Source organism: Hamadaea sp., from assembly GCF_013362815.1.
Lineage (GTDB): Bacteria > Actinomycetota > Actinomycetes > Mycobacteriales > Micromonosporaceae > Hamadaea.
In genome coordinates, this window is sequence record NZ_JABFVK010000008.1 from 1 (window position 1) to 23,482 (window position 23,482).

The window sequence follows — 23,482 nt, forward strand, 5'->3', positions numbered from 1 at the left end:
TCGCCGTCGAGGCTGATCTGGCTGTGGCTGAGCCGCCAGAGGCCGAGTGCGGCCGCGGTTGCGACACCGAGCGCGACCCCGGCGACGAGGTTGACGGCGACGACGCCGATCGCCGTCACCAGGTACGGCAGGATCTCCCGGTGGTGGCGCAGTTCGCGCAGGTGCCCGGGGTTCACCAGGCGCGCGCCGACCACCACGAGAAGGGCCGACAGCGCGGCGAGCGGGACCATCTCCAGCAGGCCGGCCCCGGCGAGGGTCAACGCGGCGACCCATACTCCATGGAGGATCGCCGACAACCGCGTACGCGCGCCTGCGGCGACGTTCGCCGACGAGCGCACGATGACTCCGGTGATCGGCAGCCCGCCCGCCAATCCGCTGACTGTGTTCGCCGCACCCTGGGCGAGTAGCTCCCGATCCAGGTCGGCATGCCGTCCGCTGTGCAGCTTGTCCACCGCGACCGCCGACAGCAACGTCTCGACGCTGGCGATGAGAGCCACGGTGAGCACGGCCAGCGCGATGCCACCCCAGTCCCCGGTCGGCAGCACCGGCCGGGTCAGTGCGGCGAACGGATCGCTGGGCAGGTTCAGCCGCGGCACCGGCCAGCCGAACACCGCGACGGCAGCGGCCGCGGTGGTGACCGCGGCGAGCGCAGCCGGGATCCGCCGCACATACGGCAAGCGCGGCCAGCCCAGCAGTACGCCGATGGTGATCGCCCCGACCGCGATGGACTCGATCCGGTCGAGGCTCAGCGCCATCGGCAAGTGCACGAGATTCTGCAGCGGCGTCTCCTTCCCCGGTACGCCCAGCACCACGCACAACTGCGAGAGCACGATGACGACGCCGATCCCGGCGAGCATGCCGTGAACGACCGCCGGCGGAAGGTTCAGCGCCAACCGGCCGCGCCGGGTGAACCCGGCCGCCACCTGCACCAGCCCGGCCGACAACGTGATCGCGCACATGGTGGCCCAGCCGTAGTCGGCCACTAATCCGAGCACGATCACGGTCAACCCGGCAGCCGGGCCGCTGACTTGCAAAGGCGCGCCGCTCAAGCCACCCGCCACGATGCCGCCGACGACTGCCGCGACGAGCCCGGCGATCGGCGGCGCACCGGACGCCGCCGCGATGCCGAGCGACAACGGCACCGCCAACAGTGCCACCGTCATCGACGCCGGCAGGTCGCCCGCCAGCAGGTCTCTTCGTAAGGACATCTCCACCCCCGTGTAGTTATGCACGTTTTGCGCATTATCCCGGGGCGGTTGCGCGATATCCCCGGATAACGCGGCCTTGCGCGCGCGGAAGAGGACGTCATCCGTGACGACGCGCCCGATCCGCCGAGCTCCCCGGGGAAGTTCGTCAATGTTATGCATTTACATATTGGGCAGCGAAGATGAAAATCCCTCCCATGAGACGCTTCCTTCTCCTCATCGCGGCGTTGCTTGCCGCAGTCCCCGCGAGCCTGCTGACCGCCGCACCGGCACAGGCGTACGCCAACGCGTTCTTCCCGACGCAGAGCAGCGGCAACCGTGGCGCGGACGTGCTGGCGATCCAGCACCTGCTGGCGTACCACGGGCAGGCGACCGTACTGACCGGTGTCTTCGATTCCTCGACCGTCACGAAGGTCAAGGCGTTCCAGACGGCCAAGGGTCTCGGTGTCGACGGCATCGTCGGCCCGGCCACGTGGGGCGCATTGGTCGTGCAGGTCGGCCTGGGCGCCGACAACAACGCCGTGAAGGCGCTTCAGGTCGAGCTGAACGCCAAACGCAATCTCTCGTTGACGGTCAGCGGGTCGTTCGACGCCGCCACCGACTCCGCCGTACGCGCCTTCCAGTCCCACGCCGGGATCGGCGTCGACGGGATCGCCGGGCCGATCACCTGGAAGAACCTGGTCTGGCACTACGACTATCCCGTCTTCACGAACATGTGCGACCAGGACCCGGACGGCAACGGCACGGCGAACTGGGCCACCGCCGCCGCCATCGGCCAGGTGGAGAAGGCGACTGCCGACTTCGCCGCGACCGCGCAGGGCAAGGTGCCCCTCGGCGACGCGAGTTTCGAGCACGGTGGCGACATCCCCGGGCACGCCAGTCACGAGGTCGGGCTGGATGTCGACGTCTGGCCGATCCGCACCGACGACGCCCAGTGCACGGCCGGGCGCATCACGTGGGAGTCGTCCACCTATGACCGGGCGGCCACCAGACAGCTCGTGCAGATGATCCGGGCGGCCGCGCCCGGGCACATCGCGGCGATCTGGTTCAACGACCCGACTCTCATCAGCGAAGGTCTGACCTCGGCGTACGAGGGTCACGACAACCACATTCACATTCGCTACTGCGAGAAGATCCACCCGAACTCGCTGTACGACTGCTGACGACCTGCTCCGGCGTGGTGACGCGACTGGTCCTTTTTGGTGCGATTTGATCCCGGGGAGAGCCCGCGGCCCGGCGGGCCTGACAAACCGGAGGATCTTCGTGCGCGTACTGATCGCGAGCGCGGTCGCCCTGGCGGCCGCGTTCGCCCCGACACCCGCCCTGGCGGCGCCGACCACCGTCGTCGTCCAAGGCTTGAACAATCCCCGCGGACTCGCGTTCGGCCCGGACGGCGCACTCTACGTCGCCGAAGCGGGCAAGGGTGGAGCCGGGCCTTGTTTCCCCGGCCCCGAGGGCGGCGAAGCCTGCTTCGGCACCAGCGGTGCCCTGGCTCGCGTCAAGAACGGCGCGCTGACCCGCGTCATCACCGGTCTGCCTTCGGTGGCCGACCCCGACGGCTCCGGTGCGATCGGCCCGTCCGACGTCAGCTTCCTCGGCATCGGCTTCCTCACCATCGGCCTCGGCGCGAACCCGGCCCTGCGTGGCCAGCTGCCGCCTGCGGGCAAGAAGCTCGGCACGCTCAACACGTTCGTCCCCGGGCCGGTCACTCCCGCGCCGACGTTCAAGCGGGTCGCGGATGTCTCGGCGTACGAGGCGGCGCACAACCCGGACGGCGGCGAGGTCGACTCGAATCCGGAGAGCGTCGTCCCCGGCCCGGGCGGGCTGGCCGTCTCCGACGCGGGCGGCAACAGCCTGCTCGGCGTCTCGGCCAATGGCGCAATCAAGACCCTTGCGGTCTTCCCCGACCGTGACGGCTTCCAGGCGGTGCCGACCGGCGTCGCTTACTACCAGGGCGCGTACTACGTCGGGCAGCTCACCGGCTTCCCGTTCCCCAAGGGCGCGGCGCGCATCTACAAGGTCGTGCCCGGTCACCAGCCGCAGATCGTCGCCACCGGGCTGACCAATCTGATCGACGTCGCGGTCACGTCGAACGGCACCATCTACGCGCTCGAGATCGCCCACGAGGGCCTGCTCAACCCGGCACCGTCCGGCCGTCTGCTCAAGATCCGCCCCGGCCAGTCGCCGGTCACGGTCGTCGGCGGCCTCATTCTCCCGGGCGGCTTCGCATTGCACGACGGGTACGCCTACATCAGCAACTGCGGTGTGTGCGCCGGCGGCGGCCAGATCGTACGCGTACCGCTCTAGCGGTCGCGCGCCCCATCCCTTGGGCGCGATCATGAACTTTTGGGGGCTCTCGACGGCGTGTCGGTGTACCCAAGTTCATGATCGCGCCCGTTTGTTCCTCCGCTGGGTGGACGCGGTACGTGCACGGTTGTGCAAACATGCTCGCCATGGAGATCTTCGAGGACTCGCGCGTCATCTCGCGGCATGATCTGGCGGCCTGGTTGCGGGCTATCGCCGACCAATTGGACTCGGGCGGCAAGGTGTTCTTCGGCGCCGGCGGCACCGTGTCCGTGGCCGACAATGTCCATTGTGAACTTGAGATCGAGAGCGAAGGCTCGGAGACCTCCATCGAGATCGAGGTAACCTGGCAGTCGGCCGTCGTAGAGGCCGCCGAATCCGCTGAGGACAACGATTCTGCTGAGACCGCCGAGTCCACGGTCTCGGAAGAAGTCGCTCCAGTTGCCGCAGTCGTCGTCGCTGAGTCGCTTGTGGACGCTGCCGAGGCCACGGGCGAAGAAGACTCCGTATCAGATGAAGCCGAAGCCGACGACGAGTCGGTGTACGCCGAGGCCGCAGCCGACGAGGCCGACGAGGCCGAAGCGAGCGACGAGGAGGGCGGCGAGGCCGCCGAACTGGTCGCAGCGGCCGATGACGGCGGCTCCGACGAGGCCGCCGAAGACGAAGAAGCCGGGGGCTACGCCGCCGAGGTCGACGCCGAGGCCGACGAGGCTGACGCGGAAGGCGACGACGAGCCTGTCGAGCCGGTCGCCGAGGCGGTTGACGCTGGGGCTGAGGATGCCGACGGCGCGGCTGAGGTAGCCGAGGTTGTCGCCGTTGCCGAGGACGAAGAGGCTGAGGGCGAGTCCGGCGAGGTGGTCGCGGAGGCCGACGAGGCTGACGCGGAAGGCGATGGCGACGAGGTCGAGGCCGTCGGCGTGCAGGCCGAGGTCGCGACCGATGACACTGACGGCGTTTACGAGGCTGCTGAAGGCGAAGCGGCTGAGGGCGACTCCGGCGCGGTAGTCGCGGAGGCCGATGACGCTGACAGCGATGGCGACGAGGTCGACGCGGTTGACTCTGGGGCTGAGGATGCCGACGGTTCGGCTGAGGTGGCCGCGGTTGTCGCCGCTTCCGAGGACGAAGAGGCTGAGGGCGACTCCGGTGAGATCGTTGCGGAGGCCGATGACGCTGACGCTGACGCTGACGCGGAAGGCGATGGCGACGATGTCGAAGCCGTGGACGCGGAGGCTGAGGTCGCGTCCGAGGACACTGACGGCGCTGATGAGTCTGCTGAAGGCGAAGCGGCTGAGGGCGACTCCGGTGAGATCGTTGCGGAGGCCGCTGACGCTGACGCTGACGCTGACGCTGACGCGGAAGGCGATGGCGACGATGTCGAAGCCGTGGAGGCGGAGGCATACGACGCGGGCGACGAGTCGGATGAGGCTGAGGGCGAACCCGCCGAGGTCGTTGCGGAGGCCGTTGACGCGGAAGGCGATGGCGACGTCGGCGAGGTTGCCGCGGAGGCCGACGACGCCGGGGGTGACGACGCTGAGGGTGACGGCGAGGACGCGGGCGGCGAGTCGGATGAGGCTGCGGGTGCGCCTGCCGAGGTGGTCGCCGAGGCTGACGGGGCCGAAGTCGCCGACACGGCGGACGCGGCCGACAGCGGTGAAGCGGCTGTGACCGCCGACGGCGACGAGGATTCGACGGACGGTGAGGCTGCACATTTTGGCGGCACCGCGGCCGCTGGAGAGGCCGCGGAGGTGGCGGCGGAGACGGCCGCCGAGGGGGACGGCGACGCCGTCGTCGCGGCTGAGAAGGCTGCTCCCGCAGTGTTCGTCGCGACCGCTTCGGTGCCGGGCGTACAGCCGGCCGCACCGAGCTTCCCCGCCGGAGGTGCTCCGGCGGCGTACCGGCCGACGTCCACTGTGTACGGTGGCGGTCAGCAGCCGCCGGTCCACGGAGGCGGTCCGGTTCCGGTCGGCGGGGTGTACGGCGCTCCGGTCGTTCCGCAGCCCGCTCAGCCGCCCGCGGAAGAGTCGGACGCGTCGGCCGAGCCCGAGGCGGCTGCCGATGAACCGGTGAACCCCGCGCAGCCACAGCCGGGCGGGCCGTGGCGTCAGGCGTACTAGTTGAAATGAAGGAGCGGCGGCCTGATGCCGCCGCTCCTAGCATGACCCGCGCGATCAGATGCCGCAGTTAGGCGCGGACCAGTACTGGCTCGCGCGGTTGGCGACGTGCGTGTGGTCGTTGTGGTCCGGGTAGCCGGGGCCGAGGATCTCCGAGAACCCGTGGTAGCGGGCGCGCAGAGCCATGGTGCAGAAGGACGGCGCGCCGGTCAGGTCCGCCGCGTCGCCGTAGAGGTGGCGGCTGGTGGACGAGCCGCCGACCGCGCTGTTGCAGGCGTAGCTGCGGAATCCGCTGCTGATGTACAGGGCGGTGCCGAGATCCTTGCGGAGCGCTTCGAGCTTCCACATGGTGACGCGCGCGTTGAACTTCGCGGTGCTGGCCGAGACCGCGCCGCCGGACCAGTCCGAGTTGCACTTGTTGAGCTCGGCGTAGGAGAAGTGGATCGGCGTGCAGTCGTCGTCCTGCAGGGCATAGATCTGATTGAACGTCTGCGGGCCGGCGATGCCGTCCGCGGACAGACCGTAGGCCTGCTGGAAGCGGGTGACAGCGGCTGCGGTGGCCGGCCCGTACGCGCCGTCGAGCCCCAGCACCGCGCCATAACCGGGGTAACCGGAGACTCGGATCTGGAGCTGGCGTACGTCCTCACCGGACATTCCCTGGGAAAGCGTGCGGCCCCAGGTGTAGCAGCCGTCGGCGTGCGCGGGCGCGCCGGTGAACACGAGGGCCGTGACGGAGAACCCGGCGGCCAGGGCGAGTGTGGTGAGCAGTTTCAGGGCGTGTCTGAGCATCGTTGACTCCTGTTTCCGTGGGGGTTGCGGGCGGGAGTTGCGCGATGCCGTCCTGGATGGACGGTGCCAGATTTCATCTGACAGAGACACATTGAAGATTATTGCCGACCGTTGGTCAAGAGGTTGGGACGCAGGTGTCCAAACCGAGTCGCTGAGCGGCCTTGCCCCACTCCGGGATCGTCGTCTGCGACATCGTGTCCATCGTGGTCATGGTCTGCTGGATCATCTCGGGGGTTGCCCGGCCGATCTGATACTGGACCAGCAGATCCGCCATCTGCTCGATGCCGCCGGTCAATTGGCCGGTCACGGTCAGGTACGCGGTGAGGTCGTCCCGGGGCAGGTCGTCGGGTACCTTGATCTCCCGGAGGTCGGCGCTGAACCGCCGCAATGCCTTCGCGAGATCGCCGAGAGCGTTGCCCGCCTCGGTCATGCCCTGGTCCACCTGACCGGGCGGTGGCAGGGTCGTCATCGCAGCCGCCACTTTGAGCAGTACGCCGTTGACGGAGAACCGTACGTCGGCGAAGTCGCGTTCGCAGGTGGCCAATGCCTTCTGCCGCCACTGTTCGGCGGTGTACTTCTCCGGCAGCGCCTGGTAGCCGAACCAGATCGAAGCCAGCGCGGCGACCAGCGAGATGAACCCGGCGAGGATCTTGACGGCCGTGCTGATGCCGGATCGCTTCGGTGAGGCGTACGTCGACGGGGTGTAGGTGACCGGCGACGGCGTGATTCTCGACGCGGCTCGCTGAGCCCGTTGCGCTGTGCTCTGCGGGGCACGCTGCGCCGGGATCCAGAACGTCCAGCCGGCAGGCGCGGACGGCCACGAGGGGTCCGGCTTCCACCCGGGCGGCGGCGTCCAGCCGGACGGCGGCACCGGCCAGCCCGGCGGCGCGTTGAATCGCCAGGGTGAGCCGGCGGGCGCGATCATGCCCAGCCCATCTGCATGCGCCGATGCTAGGGCCGGCGGCGTACGCGGGGAGTCGCCGATTCCGGCGGTTCGCGGCTCGACTCGGCGGCGGCGGGCTGACGGCCGGTCGTCGCCACGTGACGTTTCCGGCGGCAGCTGTCCGACTCATGGGTGGAGCGCCTGCGACAACGACGGAGCACTGAAGTGGAGGGCGGTCCCCGCGGCCGCTGGCGAAGATCGTCGGATGCCGACGATCAGTGCACGGAAACGCCCACGATTGTCGGAAGCCGACGATCATGGGGCTTGCCCGCGCCAAGAATGTCGGATGCCGACGATCATGACGACCGCGGCTTTCGGCGTACAAGTGGAAAAGAGCGGCCCGCGAGAGAACCTCGCGGGCCGCTCCGGTGGGGTTGAGGAGTTAGCCGGTGATGGTGACGAACGGCCGCGCGAGCGTGGACGTGCCGTCGGTGAGGGTGACCCGGCCCAGGTACCGCAGGCCGGAAGTGAGGCCGCTGCCGGTGACGGTCACCGAGAGCGACTGCCCGGTGGTCACCGCGGTGCTGGCCGGGCTGACCGTGGCGTTGCCCGTCGCGGTCGTGCCGAGCAGGAAGACGTGACCCTTGATCGTGGTGAGCGTGTCACCGGCGAACAGGTCGTAGTAGACGTCGTAGGTGCCCGGCCCGAGCGTGATGAGCTCTTCGGAGTCACCATCGGCGGCCTGTCCGGCGACCTTGTTCGTCCCGGCGTTGTACGCGTAGACGTCGATGTCCGTTGTTGCGGAGTAGTCCGCTGCGTACGTGCCGAACCGGCCGATGGAACCGTCGGGCACCGTGACCGTCACCTTCGCCGTACGCGAGGACGCGGCCGGCGCGGTGGAGACGAACGCGGGACCGCTCGTGGTCAGCGGGTAGTTCGTGACCGTCGCCGGAGCGAGACCGGCCAGCGACGCGGTCAGCGTACCGGTGTAACCGGCCTTCACCGAGATCGCCGCGGAGCCGGTGCCGGTGACCTCGGTCGGCGACGCGAACGCCACCGGCCGGACCGCGATGGGGCTGCGGACCGTGTGGTCGCGGTGGCCCGTGGCCTTGTCGTACCAGCTGATCGAGCCGAACGCCCAGGCGCCCAGCGCGGCCGAGGTCCGGGTCAGCGTCACCTTGTAGGTGGCCGACTGCCCGGCGTCGACCTTCAGCACCGACGGGCTCACCGAGACGGTGAATCCGGCCGGGGCGACGACGGTCGGCGTGTACTTCGAGTCGCGGTCGGTGATGTTGGTGACCGTACGCGTGATCGTCTGCGAGCCGACGAGGTCGCCGACCGAGATCGACGGGTAGTTCATGTCGCTGGCGTCGATCACCGGCAGGGTGCTGCAGTCCACGCCGACGCTGGCCGCCTGGCCGATGGCGCACGCGTACGCCAGCCAGTCCACCGGGCCCGACTCGTAGACCAGGCCTGGGTTGAACGCCGCACCGGGCTGAACGTGCCCGGAGCCGTAGTTCAGCGGGTTGGCGACGGTGCCGTCGGACGCCTTGATCGGGTTGCCGAAGTTGGTCGTCTGCCCGGCGGTGGTCATGAGCGCCGACTTGATCGTCATCGGGTCCCAGTCGGGGTGCGCGCTCTTGAGGAGCGCGGCCAGACCGGCGATGTGCGGGCTCGACATCGAGGTGCCGGATTCGGCGTTGAAGTTGTTGCCGTCCTTGGCCGGCGAGATCGCCGCGATGACGTCGACGCCGGGTGCGGTGATGTCCGGCTTGAGCAGGTCACCGCCGCCCGCGAGGGACGGTCCGGCGGAGGAGAAGCCCGCCATCATCGGCGCCTCGACCGGAGTGGGGTCGGTCTCGGTGAGCGAGGCGGTCGCGCCCGGCGTCGCGGCGTACGCCTTGACGGCGTCACCGCCCGAGGCGGCTTCGAGGTGCACGGTCGGAACGGAGTGGAAGTCGCCGACCAGTCCGGTGGTTCCCGCCGGGTTGGCCAGCACCATGCCGACACCGCCGGCGGCCTTGACCACCTGGCTCTTCTCGACCCGGGCGTTGGAGCCCCGGGTGCAGAGGACGATCTTTCCGGCCGCCTGGGCCGGGTCGATCGATCCGGGCATGCAGAGCGTGGCGTCGGCAACGGTCCGCCCGGCGGCCGGGATGGCAGCCGAGTCGACCAGCGGCGACGTCGGGACCGCGCCGGGCACGACGCCGACGCCGGTGTAGCGGGCGCCGTTGCCGAGGACGACTGTCTTCTGGTTGCCGCGCGGGTGGGTGCTGGCGGCGACGGTGGCGACCCACGGCGCGATGTGCGCGACGGTGCTCGCACCCGGGCCGTTGTTGCCCGCCGAGGCGGCGACGAAGACACCGGCCGCAGCCGCGTTGAAGAACGCGACCTCGGTCGGGTAGAAGAGCGCCGTCGTCGAGCCCGAGATCGAGAAGTTGATGACGTCGACCCCGTCGGTCACGGCCGCGTTGATCGCCGCGACGAGGTCGGAGACGGCGCCGCTCGCCTCGGAGGCGGAGCCGGGCGGGTTCTCCCACAGCGCCTTGTAGGCCGCGACGCGAGCCGCCGGGGCCATGCCGCTGATCGAGCCGACTGCCGCGCCGTTGATGCTGGCCGACACGTTGTTGTTGCCGGCCGACGTGGACGCGGTGTGCGAGCCGTGACCGTCGTAGTCGCGCGGGGACCAGAACTCGACCGGCTGGATCGAACTCTGCCCGGCGCCCCGGAAGAATCGTGCGCCGATCAGCTTGTTGTTGCAGGTCACGGGAGCGCCCGTGGTGCCGGCGTCGCAGGTGCCGTGCCACTTCGAGGCGATCGTCGCCGCGTCGGGCCGGGGTTCGGGCAGCGCCGCGAACGCCGGGTTCTCCGGCCAGATGCCGGTGTCGATGACGCCGACGATGACGCCCTCGCCCGCGTTGGCGACTCCGCCGAACTGCTTCTGCCACACGCCGTCGTCACCGGTGAGGCCGAGGAAGCTCGGCGTGGTGACGGTGTCGACCTGGACGGTCTCGTTCGCCCACAGCCCCGTCACGCCCGGGGTCTTGGTGAGGCGAGCGGCCTCGGCCTTGGTCAGCTGGGCCGTGAAGCCGTTGAAGACCGTCTGGTAGTCGTACCCCTTGCGGGACGTGCTGATCCCGGCGGCGCGAAGGGTCGCGTCGTGGTCGCTCGTCAACCGCTGGGCGTACGCCTTCGCCTCGGCGGAGTGGGCGTCGACCTTCTTGCCCTTGCCCGGCTTGGTCGCCTTGAAGCCGCTCCGCTCACCGGCGTACGTGGCGATCGGCTGGCCGGCCGTCTGGACGATGTAGGTGCTGATCTCGGTGGCGTCGCCGGGAGCCGCGGTGGCGCTGCCGTTCAGGACGGCCGTCAGACCGGCCATCGTGACTACGGCGAGCGCGCCCACGGCAAGCCGGTGGGCCGCCTGGCGCTGGAGATTCACGGGGGTATACCTCCTGAGGAGTCGCGGCCTGTCAATCCCATGTGGTGGGCCGCCGCTCGTTGACGCTAGCGCCGTGATCACCTATGGCGACCTGCTCGAACGGCCGCCCCCGTGACGCGTACGCCACAACATGTCGCACATTCGCGACGTGGCAGCGACATATAGATCAGTCGAACGGTGGGTTACCTGCTCGCCCGGTGGTGCGCGATCAGGTCGGCGTACCACCGGGCGCTGTCTTTGAGCACACGCCGCTGAGTGGCGTAGTCCACGTGGACGAGGCCGAACCGCTTGCCGTAGCCCAGCGTCCACTCGAAGTTGTCCAGCAGCGACCAGACGAAGTAGCCGCGTACGTCCACTCCGGACGCGAACGCCTCGGCCACCGCGGCGACGTGCGATCGCAGATATGAAGTCCGATCGGCGTCCGGCACTTGTCCGTCCACAATGGTGTCGTCATAGGCCGCGCCGTTCTCGGTCACGACGATCGGCACCCCGTACTCGCGGGTGACGCGTACGAGCATCTCGCGTAGCCCGGTCGGATCGACGGTCCAGTCCATCGCGGTCACCGGCCCGGCAGGCTTGTGGAACGCCACCCGCTCCGCGCTCGGAAACGGCCACGGCCCGCTCACCGGTTCGGCGGCGCCTCCGACGAGGTCGGGCTGGTAGTAATTCACGCCCAGCAGGTCGATCGGCGTACCGATCACCTTCAGGTCGTCGTCCCGCACGAACCGCCAGTCGGTCACGGCCGCAGTGTCGTCCAGCACATCCAACGGGTACGCACACCGCAGTACCGGGTCGGTGAAGATGCGATTGAGCAACCCGTCGATGCGGCGTGCCGCGTCGAGGTCGGCCGGATCGCCGGACACCGCGCGCACGGCACCCTGGTTGAGCGCGATCGAGACCCGGGACTCGGGGGCGGCGGCCCGGATCGCCTGGGTGGCCAGCCCGTGACCGAGCAGCAGGTGATGGACGGCGGCGAAGGCAGCCGCACCCTCCGCCCGGCCGGGGGCGTGCGCGCCCGAGCCGTAGCCGAGGAACGCCGAGCACCAGGGTTCGTTGAGCGTGCACCACAGCCCGACGCGGTCGCCGAGCCGGTTCGCGACGATCTCGGCGTACTCGGCGAACCGGTACGCGGTGTCTCGTTCGAGCCAGCCGCCGCGATCCTCCAATGCCTGCGGCAGGTCCCAGTGGTAGAGGGTCGCGACGGGCATGATCCCGCGGTCGCAGAGCGCGTCGACGAGCCGGTCGTAGAAGGAGAGCCCGGCCTCGGTCGCCGGGCCGACGCCGTCGGCCACGATTCGGGGCCACGAAACGGAGAACCGGTACGCGGTCAGCCCGATCTCGGCCATGAGCGCGACGTCGTCGGCGTACCGGTGGTAGTGCTCGGCGGCATGTTCGCCGGTGTGCCCGTTCGCGACGATCCCGGGCCGGGCGCAGAAGGTGTCCCAGATGGACGGCGTACGCCCGTCGGCGGCGACGGCTCCCTCGATCTGGTACGCCGCGGTCGCCGCTCCCCACCAGAAGCCGGGAGGGAACTGACTCGCGAGTCCGGCCACCGATGCCGGAGAGCGCTCTCCATTCATGGAGCAGAGGATTCCGCCTGATCCGGTGGCTTGTCAAGACATCGAACCTTGACAAGGACGAAACATGAGCGTACGAACGGAGAGCGCTCTCCAAACCCCGACTGCCCCCGTCCTTGGCAGGTGACCGCCCATGAACCTCCGCATACCCCTCGTCTCCATCGCGGCGGCAGCGCTAGCCGCTGCGCTCACGGTCCTCCCGTTGTCCGCCAATGCGGCCGATCCGCTGCTCTCCCAAGGCAAGCCGGTCCTCGCCTCGTCCTCGGAAGGAGCCGGCACCCCCGCCGAAGCCGCCGTCGACGGCAACTCCGGGACTCGCTGGTCGAGCGTGTTCGCCGATCCGCAATGGCTGCGGGTCGACCTCGGCTCGAGCGCCACGATCAGTCAGGTCGTCCTCCAGTGGGAGGCGGCGTACGCGTCGGCGTACCAGATCCAGACGTCGGCGGACGGCACCAACTGGCAGACGATCTACTCCACGACCACGAGCACCGGCGGCACTCAGACGCTCACCGTCAGCGGGACCGGCCGCTACGTCCGGGTCTACGCCACCGCCCGCGCGACCGGATACGGCGTATCGCTGTGGGAGTTTCAGGTCTTCGGCACGCTCGGCGCATCCACTTGCGACACCGCGACGAACCGGGCGCTGAACCAGCCCGCGACCGCCTCCTCGGCGGAGAACGCGGCCAACCCGGCGACGGCGGCCGTCGACGGCAACACCGGTACGCGTTGGTCGAGTCTGTTCGCCGATCCCCAATGGCTTCGGGTCGACCTCGGCAGTACGCAGTCCATCTGCCGCGTCGTCGTGCAGTGGGAGGCGGCGTACGCGTCGGCGTACCAGATCCAGACGTCGGCCGACGGCAGCACGAACTGGCAGACGATCTACTCGACGACGACTGGAACCGGTGGCACCCAGACGCTCGACGTCTCCGGATCGGGCCGTTATCTGCGGGTCTACGGCACTGCCCGGGCGACCGGCTACGGGTACTCGATCTGGGAACTCCAGGTCTTCACCGGCTCCGGCGGCACGACCAGTCCGAGCCCGACGCCCAGCACGTCGCCCAGCGGGAACTGGACCACCGTGTGGAGCGACGACTTCACCGGCGCGGCCAACTCCTCGCCGAGTTCGGCGAACTGGCTGCTCCGCACCGGTACGCAGTACCCCGGTGGCGCGGCGAACTGGGGAACCGGCGAAGTCGAGACCGCCAGCGCCACGACCGCGAACGTGTACCTCGACGGCAGCGGGAAGTTGAACGTCAAGGCGATCCGCGATGGCTCGGGCAACTGGACCTCGGGTCGGCTCGAGACGCAGCGGACCGACTTCGCGGCCAACCCGGGCGAACTCGTCCGCTTCGCCGCCGTGATCCAGCAGCCCAACGTCGCCAACGCGCTCGGCTACTGGCCGGCCTTCCGGGCGACGGGGGCGGCGTACCGGGGGAACTTCACCAACTGGCCAGGGGTGGGGGAGACCGACATCATGGCCGGGGTCAACGGACGTAGCCAACTGGCCCAGACCCTGCATTGCGGCACCGCACCGGACGGGGTCTGCGGCGAGTACACCGGTCGCAGCAGCGGCCTGGCCACCTGCGCCGGCTGCCAGACCGGCCTGCACGAGTACGCCCAGGTCATCGACCGGACGAAGACCGACGAGGAGATCCGGTTCTACCTCGACGGCGTGCAGACCTGGGTGGTCAAGGAGAGCCAGGTCGGCGTGGCCGCTTGGGACGCCGCCGTCCACCATGGCTTCTACCTCCGCCTCGAACTGCCGATCGGTGGCGCGTGGCCGAGCGCGGTCGCCGGGCGTACGGTGCCGACCCCGGACACGACGTCGGGCGGCGTCATGGTCGTCGACTCGGTGACCGTGCAGAAGCAGACCGGCTCGACCGCTCCCGCCATGACCGATCCGCCGATCCCGGCCGGACCGAGCGTCGTCAAAGTCGTCGGTACGCAAGGCAACTGGCAGCTGCAGGTGAACGGATCGCCGTGGGAGGTACGCGGGCTGACCTACGGGCCGCCGCAGGGTGCCGCCGACGGCTACGTCCGGGATCTGAAGGCGGCCGGCGTCAACACTCTGCGTACGTGGGGAGTCGACGACGCCAACACGCCGACGCTGCTGAACACGGCCGCCCGCCAAGGTCTGAAGGTCGTCGTCGGGCACTGGCTCAACCAGGGCGCGGACTACGTCAACGACGCGACCTACAAGGCGAACACGAAGGCGGAGATCGTCAATAGGGTGAACGCCCTGAAGAACAATCCGGGCGTGCTGCTGTGGGACGTCGGCAACGAGGTGATCCTGACCATGCAGGATCACGGCCTCCCCGCCGCCGAAGTCGAAGCGCGGCGCGTCGCGTACGCCCAGTTCGTGAACGAGATCGCGGTCGCGATCCATGCGGCGGACCCGAACCACCCCGTGACCTCGACCGATGCCTGGACCGGAGCGTGGCCTTACTACAAGCAGTACGCCCCGGCGCTGGATCTGCTCGCGGTGAATTCCTATGGTGCGATCGGCGGGGTCAAGCAGGCCTGGATCGACGGTGGTTACACGAAGCCTTACATCATCACCGAAGGCGGACCGGCGGGGGAGTGGGAGGTTCTGAACGATGTCAACGGCGTCCCGACTGAGCCCTCCGACCTGCAGAAACGAGACGGGTACGCGGCCAGCTGGGCGGCCGTGAAGTCCCATCCGGGAGTGGCGCTCGGTGCGACGGAGTTCCACTATGGACTAGAGAACGACTTCGGTGGCGTGTGGCTCAACACCTATCCCGGGGGCTGGCATCGGCTCGGCTTCTACGCCTTGCAGAAGGCTTACACCGGGACGACGGCGGCGAACACCCCACCGGAGATCACCGCGATGACGGTGTCGAACCAGACCGCCGTCCCGGCGGGCGGCACGTTCACCGTGAACGTGTCCGCGAGCGATCCGCAAGGTGATGCCATCCGGTACAACCTCATGGCGAGCGACAAGCACATCACCGGCGGCACCGGTTTCAGCAACCTCCGCTTCACCCAGACCGGCAACGGCCAGTTCACCGTCACCGCGCCGGAGGCGCTCGGCGTCTGGAAGATCTACGTGTACGCCTTCGACGGCCACGGCAACGTCGGGATCGAGCAGCGCTCGGTCAAGGTCGTGCCGCCGACGATCCCCGGGACGAACGTGGCGCTCGGCAAGACCGCGACCGCCTCGTCGTACCAGCCGACCGGCACGAACGGGCCGCAACTGCCCTCCTACGCGGTCGACGGGAACTGGACCACGCGGTGGGCCTCGGAATGGGTGGCGACGGCGTGGTTCCAGGTCGACCTGGGTTTGGTCACCGCGATCAATCACGTCGAGCTGGCCTGGGAATCGGCGTACGCCAAGGCGTACCAGGTGCAGGTGTCGACTGACGGCAGCACGTGGACGACGGTGTACTCGACGACCAGTGGCGACGGCGGATTCGACGAGATCTCGTTGAATGCCTCGGCCCGCTACGTCCGGGTGAACGGGACCGAACGGGCCACCACGTACGGCTATTCCCTTTGGGAGTTCGGCGTCTACAAGCCGTGACGCCGGTACGCGGGGCGCTCCTGCCCGAGCGCCCCGCGTACCAACTCCGCCGCCGTGCGGCCGCCCCGTCCCGCGTCCCACGTCGCGCGCCGCCCCGTCGCCGTAGCCGGAGAGCGCGATGGAGAGCGCTCTCCGCTCGTGCTATAAAGACCGCATGGTCTTGGGAGAGCCTGCGGGGAGGCGCGCCCCGACGCTGGAGGACGTGGCGAAGGTGGCGGGCGTGTCCCGGGCCACCGTCTCGCGCGTCGTCAACAACACTCGCAACGTCGATCCGGCGCTGCACTCGATCGTCTGGGATGCGGTGGCCGCCACGGGTTACGTGCCCAATCGGGCCGCCCGGTCGCTGGTGACACGGCGTACCGACGTCGTGGCCCTGGTGGTGTCCGAGGCGGAGAACCGGGCGGCCGACGACCCGTTCTACAGCCGGTTCCTGGGCGACCCCTTCTTCGGGCGGGTGCTGGGCGGGGCGATGAGCGTGCTCGCACCGCTCGGCGTACACGTGCCGTTGACGCTCGTGGGCTCGGCGGCTGCGCGCCGAAAGCTGATCTCGGACCTGCGGGGCGGGCAGCTCGACGGCGCGCTGGTCATCTCGCTGCACCCGCAGGACCCGCTGCCGCGACAGCTCGCCGAGGCCAAGGCACCCGCTGTCCTATTCGGACGGCCGTCGACCCCGACCGCCATCGACTACGTGGACGTCGACCAGGCGGCGGCGGCCAAACTCGCGGCCGAACACCTGCTGACCCGGGGCTGCAAGCGCATCGTTTCGGTGGCCGGTTCGCTCGACATGCCGGCCGGGCACGACCGGCTGACCGCCTTCCGCGCCGCGCTCGCGGACCACGGAATCGCCGACGTGCCGGCCGAAGAGGGCGGGTTCACCCAGGAGGGCGGCGAGCAGGCCATGCAGCGTCTGCTCAAGAAGCATCCCCAAGTCGACGGGGTGTACGCGGCCAGCGACGTGATGGCGCAGGGAGCCGTGCACGTCCTGCGGGAGGCGGGCAAACGCGTACCGGAGGACGTGGCCGTCGTCGGCTTCGACGACAGCAGTGCCGCGGTGTCCTGCCGTCCGCCGCTGACGACCGTACGCCAGCCGGTGGAGGACATGACCGCCGAGATGGCCCGCATGCTCATGTTCCACCTGGAGCACCCGGCCGCGCGTACGGCGTCGGTCGTCTTCGAACCCACGCTCGTGGTGCGCCGGTCCGCCTGACCCCTTGACACGGAAAGCGTGCGGTCGCATGCTCGCTCGGAGAGCGCTCTCCGATTCACTCCGAAGGAGCCGCATGCGGTCGTTCTTCCATCGGCTGGACGTCAAAGGCTCGCCCTACCTGTACGTCACGCCGTTCTTCCTGATCTTCGCGAGCTTCGGGCTGTTCCCATTGGCGTACACGGGATGGGTGTCGCTGCACGAGTGGAACCTGCTCGAGGACACCCACCCCTGGATCGGCCTCGGCAACTACACCACGCTGTTCACCGACTCGAGTTTCTGGAACGCGCTGCGCAACACGGCTCAGATCTGGGTGCTGTCCACCGTTCCCCAGCTGGTCGCCGCGCTGTTCCTCGCCAATACGCTCAACCAGCGGCTCCGCGCTCCCACCTTCTGGCGGCTGACCGCGCTCCTGCCCAACATCACGTCGGTCGCCGCGGTGGCGCTCATCTTCAGCCAGGTCTTCGGCAAGGAATACGGGCTGGTGAACTGGGTGCTCGGTCTGTTCGGCGCGGGCCACATCGACTGGCAGGCCGGAACCGCCTCGTCCCAGGTCGCCATCTCCGTGATGATCATCTGGCGGTGGACCGGCTACAACGCGCTCATCTACCTCGCCGCGATGCAGGCCGTCCCGCGCGATCTCTACCAGGCGGCCGAGCTCGACGGCGCGACCGGCTTCCAGCAACTCACCCGGATCACGCTGCCCGCGATCCGGCCGACGGTCATCTTCACCGTCATCGTCTCGACCATCGGCGGCATGCAAGTGCTCGCCGAACCGCTGCTTTTCGGCGGCTCGTCGACCACCGGCGGCTCCGACCGTCAGTTCCAGACCCTCGGCCTATATCTCTACGAGGCCGGCTTCACCCGATTCGACTTCGGGTACGCCGCCGCGGCGGCCTGGGCCATGTTCGGCGTGATCGTGCTGGCCGCCGTCGCGAACTACTTCCTCACCAGCCGTCTGCGGAGGTCCTGATGACTACCGTGCTCTCTCGGGCCGCCGTCCGCCCAGTGGCCGAACCGCGCCGCAAGCCTTACCGGGCCGAGCGCCGCCCGGGGAAGCTGGCGTACCTGACGCTCGCCGGGCTGGCCGTCTTCTCCGGGTTCCCGATCTACTGGTCGCTCGTCGTCGCCTCGCAGGACAACTCCGTGCTCGGGGCGGTGCCACCGCCGTTCGGCATCGGCAGCCACCTCTTCGAGAACCTCGACCGCGCCTTCGGGACGGTGCCGTTCTTCCGGGCGCTGACCAACTCGTTCATCGTCTCCGGGGCGATCACGATCAGCGTGGTGTTCTTCTCGACGCTCGCCGGATTCGCCTTCGCCAAACTGCGCTTCCGTGGCCGCAACGCGATGCTGCTCATGATCGTGGCCACCATGATGGTGCCGACACAGCTCGGCATCATCCCGCTATACCTGATCATGATCAAGGCACACCTCGCGGGCACCATGTACGCCGTGATCGCGCCGTCGCTGGTCAGCGCGTTCGGCGTCTTCTTCATGACGCAGTTCCTGGGCGAGGCGGTCCCCACCGAGCTGCTGGAGGCGGCCCGGGCCGACGGCTGCTCGACCATCCGGATCTTCTGGCACGTCGTGCTGCCCGCCGCCCGCCCCGCCGCCGCCGTACTGGGGATGCTCACCTTCATGACGGCGTGGAACGACTTCTTCTGGCCGCTGGTCGTCCTGACCCCCGAGGATCCGACGGTGCAGGTGGCACTGTCCACTCTCGCCAGTGGCTACGTCCAGGACTACTCGCTGTCGTTGACCGGCACGCTCATCGCCACCGTGCCGCTGCTGGCGTTGTTCGGCATCCTCGGCCGGCACATCATCGGGGGCATCATGCAGGGCGCGATCAAAGGCTGACCGCTTCAATCCCGGGGCGTACGCCATGATCAACCCGGCATAATGGTCACGATGATCTACCCCGACGTACGCCCCGACATCACCCCTGACCTGGTCCGGCACCTCGTTAGTACGCAGTTCCCGCACTGGGCGGGCCTGCCCGTCCGGCCGGTGGCCGTGGACGGCTGGGACAACCGCACCTATCACCTCGGCGACCGGATGACCGTGCGGCTGCCCAGCGGACCCTGGTACGCCCGCCAGGTCGCCAAAGAGCAGGAGTGGCTGCCGAAGCTGGCCGCCTCGGTGCCGCTGCCGATCCCCGTGCCGCTCGGACACGGCCGGCCGGATGAGGCGTACCCGTTTCCGTGGTCGATCTACGGCTGGATCGACGGTGACCTCGCGCGGCCGGACCGCGTTCGCGACCTGACGGAGTTCGCCGTCGACGTCGCGGAGTTCCTGGTCGCGCTCGCGAAAGCGGACACCACCGGCGCTCCCGGGCCCGGCGAGCACAACTTCTTCCGCGGCGGCCCGCTCACGACGTATCACGACGAGACGGTCGAGGCGATCGCCAAGCTCGGCGACGCAGTCCCCGGCGACTTCTGCCGTCGCATCTGGCAGGAAGGGCTCGACGCGACCTGGGACGGCCGGCCCGTCTGGTTCCACGGCGACATCTCCCCGAACAACCTGCTCGTCCGGGACGGGCGGCTCGCTGCGGTCATCGACTTCGGCACCTCCGGCGTCGGCGATCCGGCCTGCGATCTCGCCATCGCGTGGGGCATGTTCACCGGGTCCAGCCGGGCGGCGTACCGGGAGGCGCTCGGGGTCGACGACGGCACCTGGGCGCGCGGACGCGGGTGGGCGCTCTGGAAAGCGCTCATCGTGTACGCCGACAGCCGTGGCACCGGCTCGCCGCGTGAGGACGAGTCCCACCACGCCCTCACCGAACTCCTCACGGAGTAATGGCCTGGTTTCCCCACAGAGTCGACAACGGAAGCGCAAGCAGCCGGTCGCCCAGGGGGACGGTCTGCTGGCCGAGATAGACGACTGCGCCCATCGCGAAGCGATCGCCGAGCTTGTCGCGTAACCAGATCAGGTGCCGGGCGTCGTTCGGGCCGACCGAGGCCGCCGCCTTGATCTCCAAAGCGACGACGCGGCCGTCCCGCTCCTCCAGGATGAAGTCGACCTCGCGGCCATCGGTATTGCGCAGCCCGTAGATCGTCGCCGTACTGGCACCGAAACTGAGCAGCTTGGTGAGTTCGCTGAAGACGAATGTCTCGACCAGGCCGCCGAGTGAGCGGTCTCCGGGTCGTCGGAGACTCTCCGGGCTCGCGCCGAGCAGATGAGCGGCCAATCCGGAGTCGTTGACGTATGCCTTGGGTGACTTGGCGATCCGGGACACCAGATTCGTGGACCAGGCCGGAACCGTGCTCAGCAGGAAGACGATCTCCAAGTAGGAAAGGTAGTTCTTGGTGGTCGTCAGCGACAGCTCGACCACCCTAGACAGGTCGGAGGGCACCATCGGCCCACCCGAGCGGGCGGCGATCAATCCGAGCAGGCGGGAGATCAGGGCACCGTGCTGAATCGTGGCGAAGTTGGTGACATCGCGTAGCACCACGGTGTTCAGGTAACCATCGAACCAGGCAGCGCGTACGCGAGCGTCGGGAATGAAGATCGCCTCGGGATAGCCGCCAGTGCAGATGAGATCGATGTACTGATCGCGAGTCCAGGGCGACGAAGGTGCGCCCAGGAACGACTCCGGTCCGGCAAAGGCGTGGCCGCAGAAGTCACCGGGCTGCCCCACGCGCTCCGCGACTGCCAGCGGCCACAGCTCGATGAATCCGACCCGGCCCGCCAACGATTCAGAGAGCGTGGGCACGGTGAGGAATCGCGTTGATCCGGACAACAGGAACTGGCCGCGGTCGGTGCTCCGATCGAGCACCTGCTTGATGGCGAGCACCAACGGGTCGCCCGCGCGCTGAATCTCGTCGATGATGAGAGGGCGCTGTCCGTAGGACGCGAAGGTCGTGGGATCGGCCCGGACGGCCGTCAGCGTCGCTTCGTCGTCCAGCGAGTAGAACTCGCCGCCGTGAACGGCTTGGAAGCTGCGTAGGAGTGTGGTCTTGCCGGACTGGCGAGGTCCGTTGATCACCACGGCTCGAAGACCGTTCGCCAGCAGCATCAGGCGGTTCGTCGCCAACCGAGGAATCACCACGTCATCTTACTGAAATTTCGGTAGTACGCTAGCAGTTTCGTGGATCTTGGCTGTGAAACGTGCCCTTAACAGGGCGGCTATACGGTCGAACGGTTCGGCCGATCATGGCTTTCGGCGTACCAGTGGAAAGGACGCGGCGTGACCACCGTGGAGATCGTGGAGACCGACGAGGGCGATCCTCGCGTGGCGCCGCTCGTCCGCGAGTTGCGCGCGGAGCTGGACGCGCGATATCCCGAGGAGATCGAGTTCGATCACCCGCAGGTGAAGGAGCGGGCGCGGTTCCTGCTCGCGCTGGTCGACGGTCGCGCGGAAGGGTGTTGCGCGTTGCAGTCGCTCGACGGCGGTGACTCGGAGCTGAAGCGGATGTATGTGCGGCCGGGCAACCGCGGTCTGGGGATCGGCAAGCGGCTCATGGGCGCGGCCGAGGAGCTGGCCGTCGCAAGTGGACTGACGAGCATGCGCTTGGAGACCGGGCCGCGCCAGCCCGAGGCGATCGCGGTCTACGAGCGGGCGGGATTCCTCCGCATTCCGAATTATCCGCCCTATGACCAATGGGAATTGAGCCTCTGCTATGCCAAGGCGCTGAGCTCGCCCGGACTGACCAGCCCGCTCTCGTAGCCGAGGACGACCAGCTGGGCGCGGTCGCGCGCGGCGAGTTTGGCCAGCAGGCGGCTGACGTAGGTGCGCGCGGTCGCGGCACTGATGTGCAGGCGCGCGGCCAGTTCGGTGTTCGAGTGACCGAGCGCGATCTCCCGCAGCACGTCGCGCTCGCGTTCGGTGAGGGCGCTGAGCAGCTCAGGGCGGGTGCGGACGCTCGTGTAACTCGCGATGACCTTGCGGGTCACGGCGGGGGACAGCAGCGCCTCGCCCGCCGCCACCACGCGGATCGCATGCCGCAGATCACCCGGGCGGATGTCTTTCAGGAGATAACCGGCAGCGCCGTGGCGGAGCGCCGTCGAAATGTGCTCGTCTTCATCGAAGGTCGTCAGCATCAACACCCGGACTTCGCGCAGCTCCGGGTCCGCGACGATGCGCCGGGTCGCCTCCAGTCCGTCGAGGCCGGGCATGCGGATGTCCATCAGGGCCACGTCGGGCCGCTCTTTCCGCACCAGCGAGACCGCGTCACTTCCGGTCGCGGCCTCGCCCACGACCGCGATGTCTCCCTCACTTTCCGCAAGGGTACGCAGACCGGCGCGGACGAGTTCCTGATCGTCGACGATCACTATCCGGATCATGCCAGCCTCGCGGGAAGAGTGGCGGTGACGGTGAACCCGGGGTTCTCCGGCGCGGCCGTCAGGCTGCCGCCGAGCAGGCGAGCGCGTTCGCTCATGCCCCGCAGGCCGTGCCCGGTCGTCGCCACCGGCCCGCCGTGCCCGTCGTCGCTGACCTCCAGCCGGAGGCTGTGCTCGTCCTGGCTCAGCGCGATGCGTACGTTCTGCGCTTGCGCGTGGCGGATCACGTTCGTCAACGCCTCCTGCACGATCCGGTACGCCGCCGCGTCGATGGCGGGGGAGATCCGATCGAGTCTGGTGTCCACTTCGGAGCGTACGGTGAGGCCGGTCGCCTCGGCCGACGCGATCAGGCCGTCGAGGTCTCTGAGTGACACGACGGCTGTCTCCTGCGTGCGCAGCAGTTTCACCGTGCTCCTCAGCTCCCGCATCGTCTGCTCGCCCGTGTCTCGGACGATTCCGACGGCCTTCACTGCGACTGTTGAGTCACCCCGGGCGATCGCCTCGGCGGCGACGTTCGTCTGCAACGCGATCACCGACATCGTGTGGCCGACCGAGTCGTGGAGGTCCCGGGCGATCATCTCGCGTTGCGTCTGCAACCGGCGTTCGGCCTCCCGGGTCAGCCGTTCCTGCTCGTCGCGCCGGATCACCCGGCGGGAGCGTACGCCGTCGCCGAGCGCGATCGCGGCGGCGAGTAGTGCGACGTTGGAGATCAGTTCGTAGCCGAGCAGGTAGGCGGCGGGTTCGCCGCCTTGGAAGCGGAAGAACCACGACACGCTCACCACTACGACGGCAGTTCCGATCGCGGGCCGCAGGAGCCCCAACTCGGCTGCCGAATACAAGGCGGCCACGACCGGGATGGCGACGCCGATCGCCGGGTACCCCATCGTGTAGTACGCGAACAGGCCGAGCGTCGTCGCGACGAGCACTGCTTTCGGCGTACGCCGCCGGACGAGCATGAGGGCGCCGAACCCGATGGCGAAGGCGTACGCCGCAGGGCCGGGCGGCGCGTCGGCGCGGTCGGTGGCGATGATCAACGCGATCGCCAGCGTGACGAAGACGCCGAACAGCACGTCGACCACCCAGGGCGCCGTCTCGTCCTCCATAAGGTCGATGTTAGGGGGCAGCTGACCTGCTGAACGTCGCCTGACG

General features: G+C 68.9%; 17 protein-coding genes. 9 read left to right on the plus strand and 8 right to left on the minus strand.

Going from position 1 to position 23,482, the window contains the following annotated elements; all coding sequences use genetic code 11:
• On the minus strand, window positions 1-1,208 hold a 1,208-nt coding region (locus HOV77_RS03295), incomplete at its 3' end, for a SulP family inorganic anion transporter (RefSeq protein WP_290857351.1).
• Window positions 1,209-1,402: 194 nt separating this feature from the next.
• Here HOV77_RS03295 and HOV77_RS03300 point away from each other — a divergent pair.
• From HOV77_RS03300 to HOV77_RS03310, 3 genes are all read left to right on the plus strand, one after another.
• Window positions 1,403-2,368, plus strand: coding sequence for a penicillin-insensitive murein endopeptidase (locus HOV77_RS03300; RefSeq protein ID WP_290857352.1), 966 nt, complete (start codon window positions 1,403-1,405; stop codon window positions 2,366-2,368).
• Window positions 2,369-2,468: 100 nt separating this feature from the next.
• Complete coding sequence (locus HOV77_RS03305; RefSeq protein ID WP_290857357.1) at window positions 2,469-3,512, plus strand: ScyD/ScyE family protein; 1,044 nt, start codon at window positions 2,469-2,471, stop codon at window positions 3,510-3,512.
• A gap of 146 nt (window positions 3,513-3,658) precedes the next feature.
• On the plus strand, window positions 3,659-5,623 hold the full coding sequence (locus HOV77_RS03310) for an amphi-Trp domain-containing protein (RefSeq protein WP_290857362.1): 1,965 nt from the start codon (window positions 3,659-3,661) through the stop codon (window positions 5,621-5,623).
• Window positions 5,624-5,677: 54 nt separating this feature from the next.
• On the opposite strand, the gene HOV77_RS03315 is transcribed toward HOV77_RS03310, so the two are convergent.
• The 4 genes from HOV77_RS03315 to HOV77_RS03330 form a co-directional block, all read right to left on the minus strand.
• Window positions 5,678-6,409, minus strand: coding sequence for a D-Ala-D-Ala carboxypeptidase family metallohydrolase (locus HOV77_RS03315; RefSeq protein WP_290857364.1), 732 nt, complete (start codon window positions 6,407-6,409; stop codon window positions 5,678-5,680).
• Between the two features lie 115 nt (window positions 6,410-6,524).
• Window positions 6,525-7,334, minus strand: coding sequence for a hypothetical protein (locus tag HOV77_RS03320; RefSeq protein ID WP_290857366.1), 810 nt, complete (start codon window positions 7,332-7,334; stop codon window positions 6,525-6,527).
• Between the two features lie 400 nt (window positions 7,335-7,734).
• On the minus strand, window positions 7,735-10,731 hold the full coding sequence (locus tag HOV77_RS03325; protein WP_290857368.1) for a S8 family peptidase: 2,997 nt from the start codon (window positions 10,729-10,731) through the stop codon (window positions 7,735-7,737).
• A 182-nt stretch (window positions 10,732-10,913) separates the two neighbouring features.
• Window positions 10,914-12,311 carry a GH1 family beta-glucosidase gene (locus HOV77_RS03330; RefSeq protein ID WP_290857371.1) on the minus strand — a complete coding sequence of 466 codons (1,398 nt, stop codon included), beginning with the start codon at window positions 12,309-12,311 and terminating at the stop codon, window positions 10,914-10,916.
• A 130-nt stretch (window positions 12,312-12,441) separates the two neighbouring features.
• Here HOV77_RS03330 and HOV77_RS03335 point away from each other — a divergent pair, with 130 nt between their 5' ends.
• The 5 genes from HOV77_RS03335 to HOV77_RS03355 all read left to right on the plus strand — a co-directional run bounded on the left by HOV77_RS03335 (window position 12,442) and on the right by HOV77_RS03355 (window position 19,849).
• On the plus strand, window positions 12,442-15,849 hold the full coding sequence (locus HOV77_RS03335; RefSeq protein WP_290857374.1) for a discoidin domain-containing protein: 3,408 nt from the start codon (window positions 12,442-12,444) through the stop codon (window positions 15,847-15,849).
• 202 nt (window positions 15,850-16,051) lie between these two features.
• The gene (locus HOV77_RS03340; RefSeq protein ID WP_290857376.1) at window positions 16,052-17,056 is read left to right on the plus strand and encodes a LacI family DNA-binding transcriptional regulator; all 1,005 of its coding nucleotides are present in this window, start codon (window positions 16,052-16,054) and stop codon (window positions 17,054-17,056) included.
• A 73-nt stretch (window positions 17,057-17,129) separates the two neighbouring features.
• Window positions 17,130-18,026: a sugar ABC transporter permease gene (locus HOV77_RS03345; protein WP_290857383.1), complete on the plus strand. Its 897-nt coding sequence runs from the start codon at window positions 17,130-17,132 to the stop codon at window positions 18,024-18,026.
• Window positions 18,026-18,910, plus strand: a complete 885-nt coding sequence (locus HOV77_RS03350) for a carbohydrate ABC transporter permease (RefSeq protein WP_290857389.1) — start codon at window positions 18,026-18,028, stop codon at window positions 18,908-18,910. Before HOV77_RS03345 ends, HOV77_RS03350 begins: the two co-directional genes overlap by 1 nt.
• Window positions 18,911-18,961: 51 nt before the next feature.
• Window positions 18,962-19,849 (plus strand): aminoglycoside phosphotransferase family protein, encoded by an 888-nt coding sequence (locus HOV77_RS03355; RefSeq protein ID WP_290857391.1) that lies wholly within the window; start codon window positions 18,962-18,964, stop codon window positions 19,847-19,849.
• Here the strand turns inward: HOV77_RS03355 and HOV77_RS03360 are convergent.
• Window positions 19,839-21,098, minus strand: coding sequence for an ATP-binding protein (locus HOV77_RS03360; RefSeq protein WP_290857393.1), 1,260 nt, complete (start codon window positions 21,096-21,098; stop codon window positions 19,839-19,841). The genes HOV77_RS03355 and HOV77_RS03360 overlap by 11 nt on opposite strands.
• 141 nt (window positions 21,099-21,239) lie before the next feature.
• Here HOV77_RS03360 and HOV77_RS03365 point away from each other — a divergent pair, with 141 nt between their 5' ends.
• A complete protein-coding gene (locus tag HOV77_RS03365; protein ID WP_290857396.1) occupies window positions 21,240-21,719 on the plus strand; it encodes a GNAT family N-acetyltransferase in 480 nt (159 codons plus the stop codon).
• On the opposite strand, the gene HOV77_RS03370 is transcribed toward HOV77_RS03365, so the two are convergent.
• Window positions 21,671-22,336: a response regulator transcription factor gene (locus tag HOV77_RS03370; RefSeq protein ID WP_290857398.1), complete on the minus strand. Its 666-nt coding sequence runs from the start codon at window positions 22,334-22,336 to the stop codon at window positions 21,671-21,673. The two genes, HOV77_RS03365 and HOV77_RS03370, sit on opposite strands and share 49 nt — an antisense overlap.
• Window positions 22,333-23,436 (minus strand): sensor histidine kinase, encoded by a 1,104-nt coding sequence (locus HOV77_RS03375; RefSeq protein ID WP_290857401.1) that lies wholly within the window; start codon window positions 23,434-23,436, stop codon window positions 22,333-22,335. Before HOV77_RS03375 ends, HOV77_RS03370 begins: the two co-directional genes overlap by 4 nt.
• Window positions 23,437-23,482: the final 46 nt, after the last annotated feature.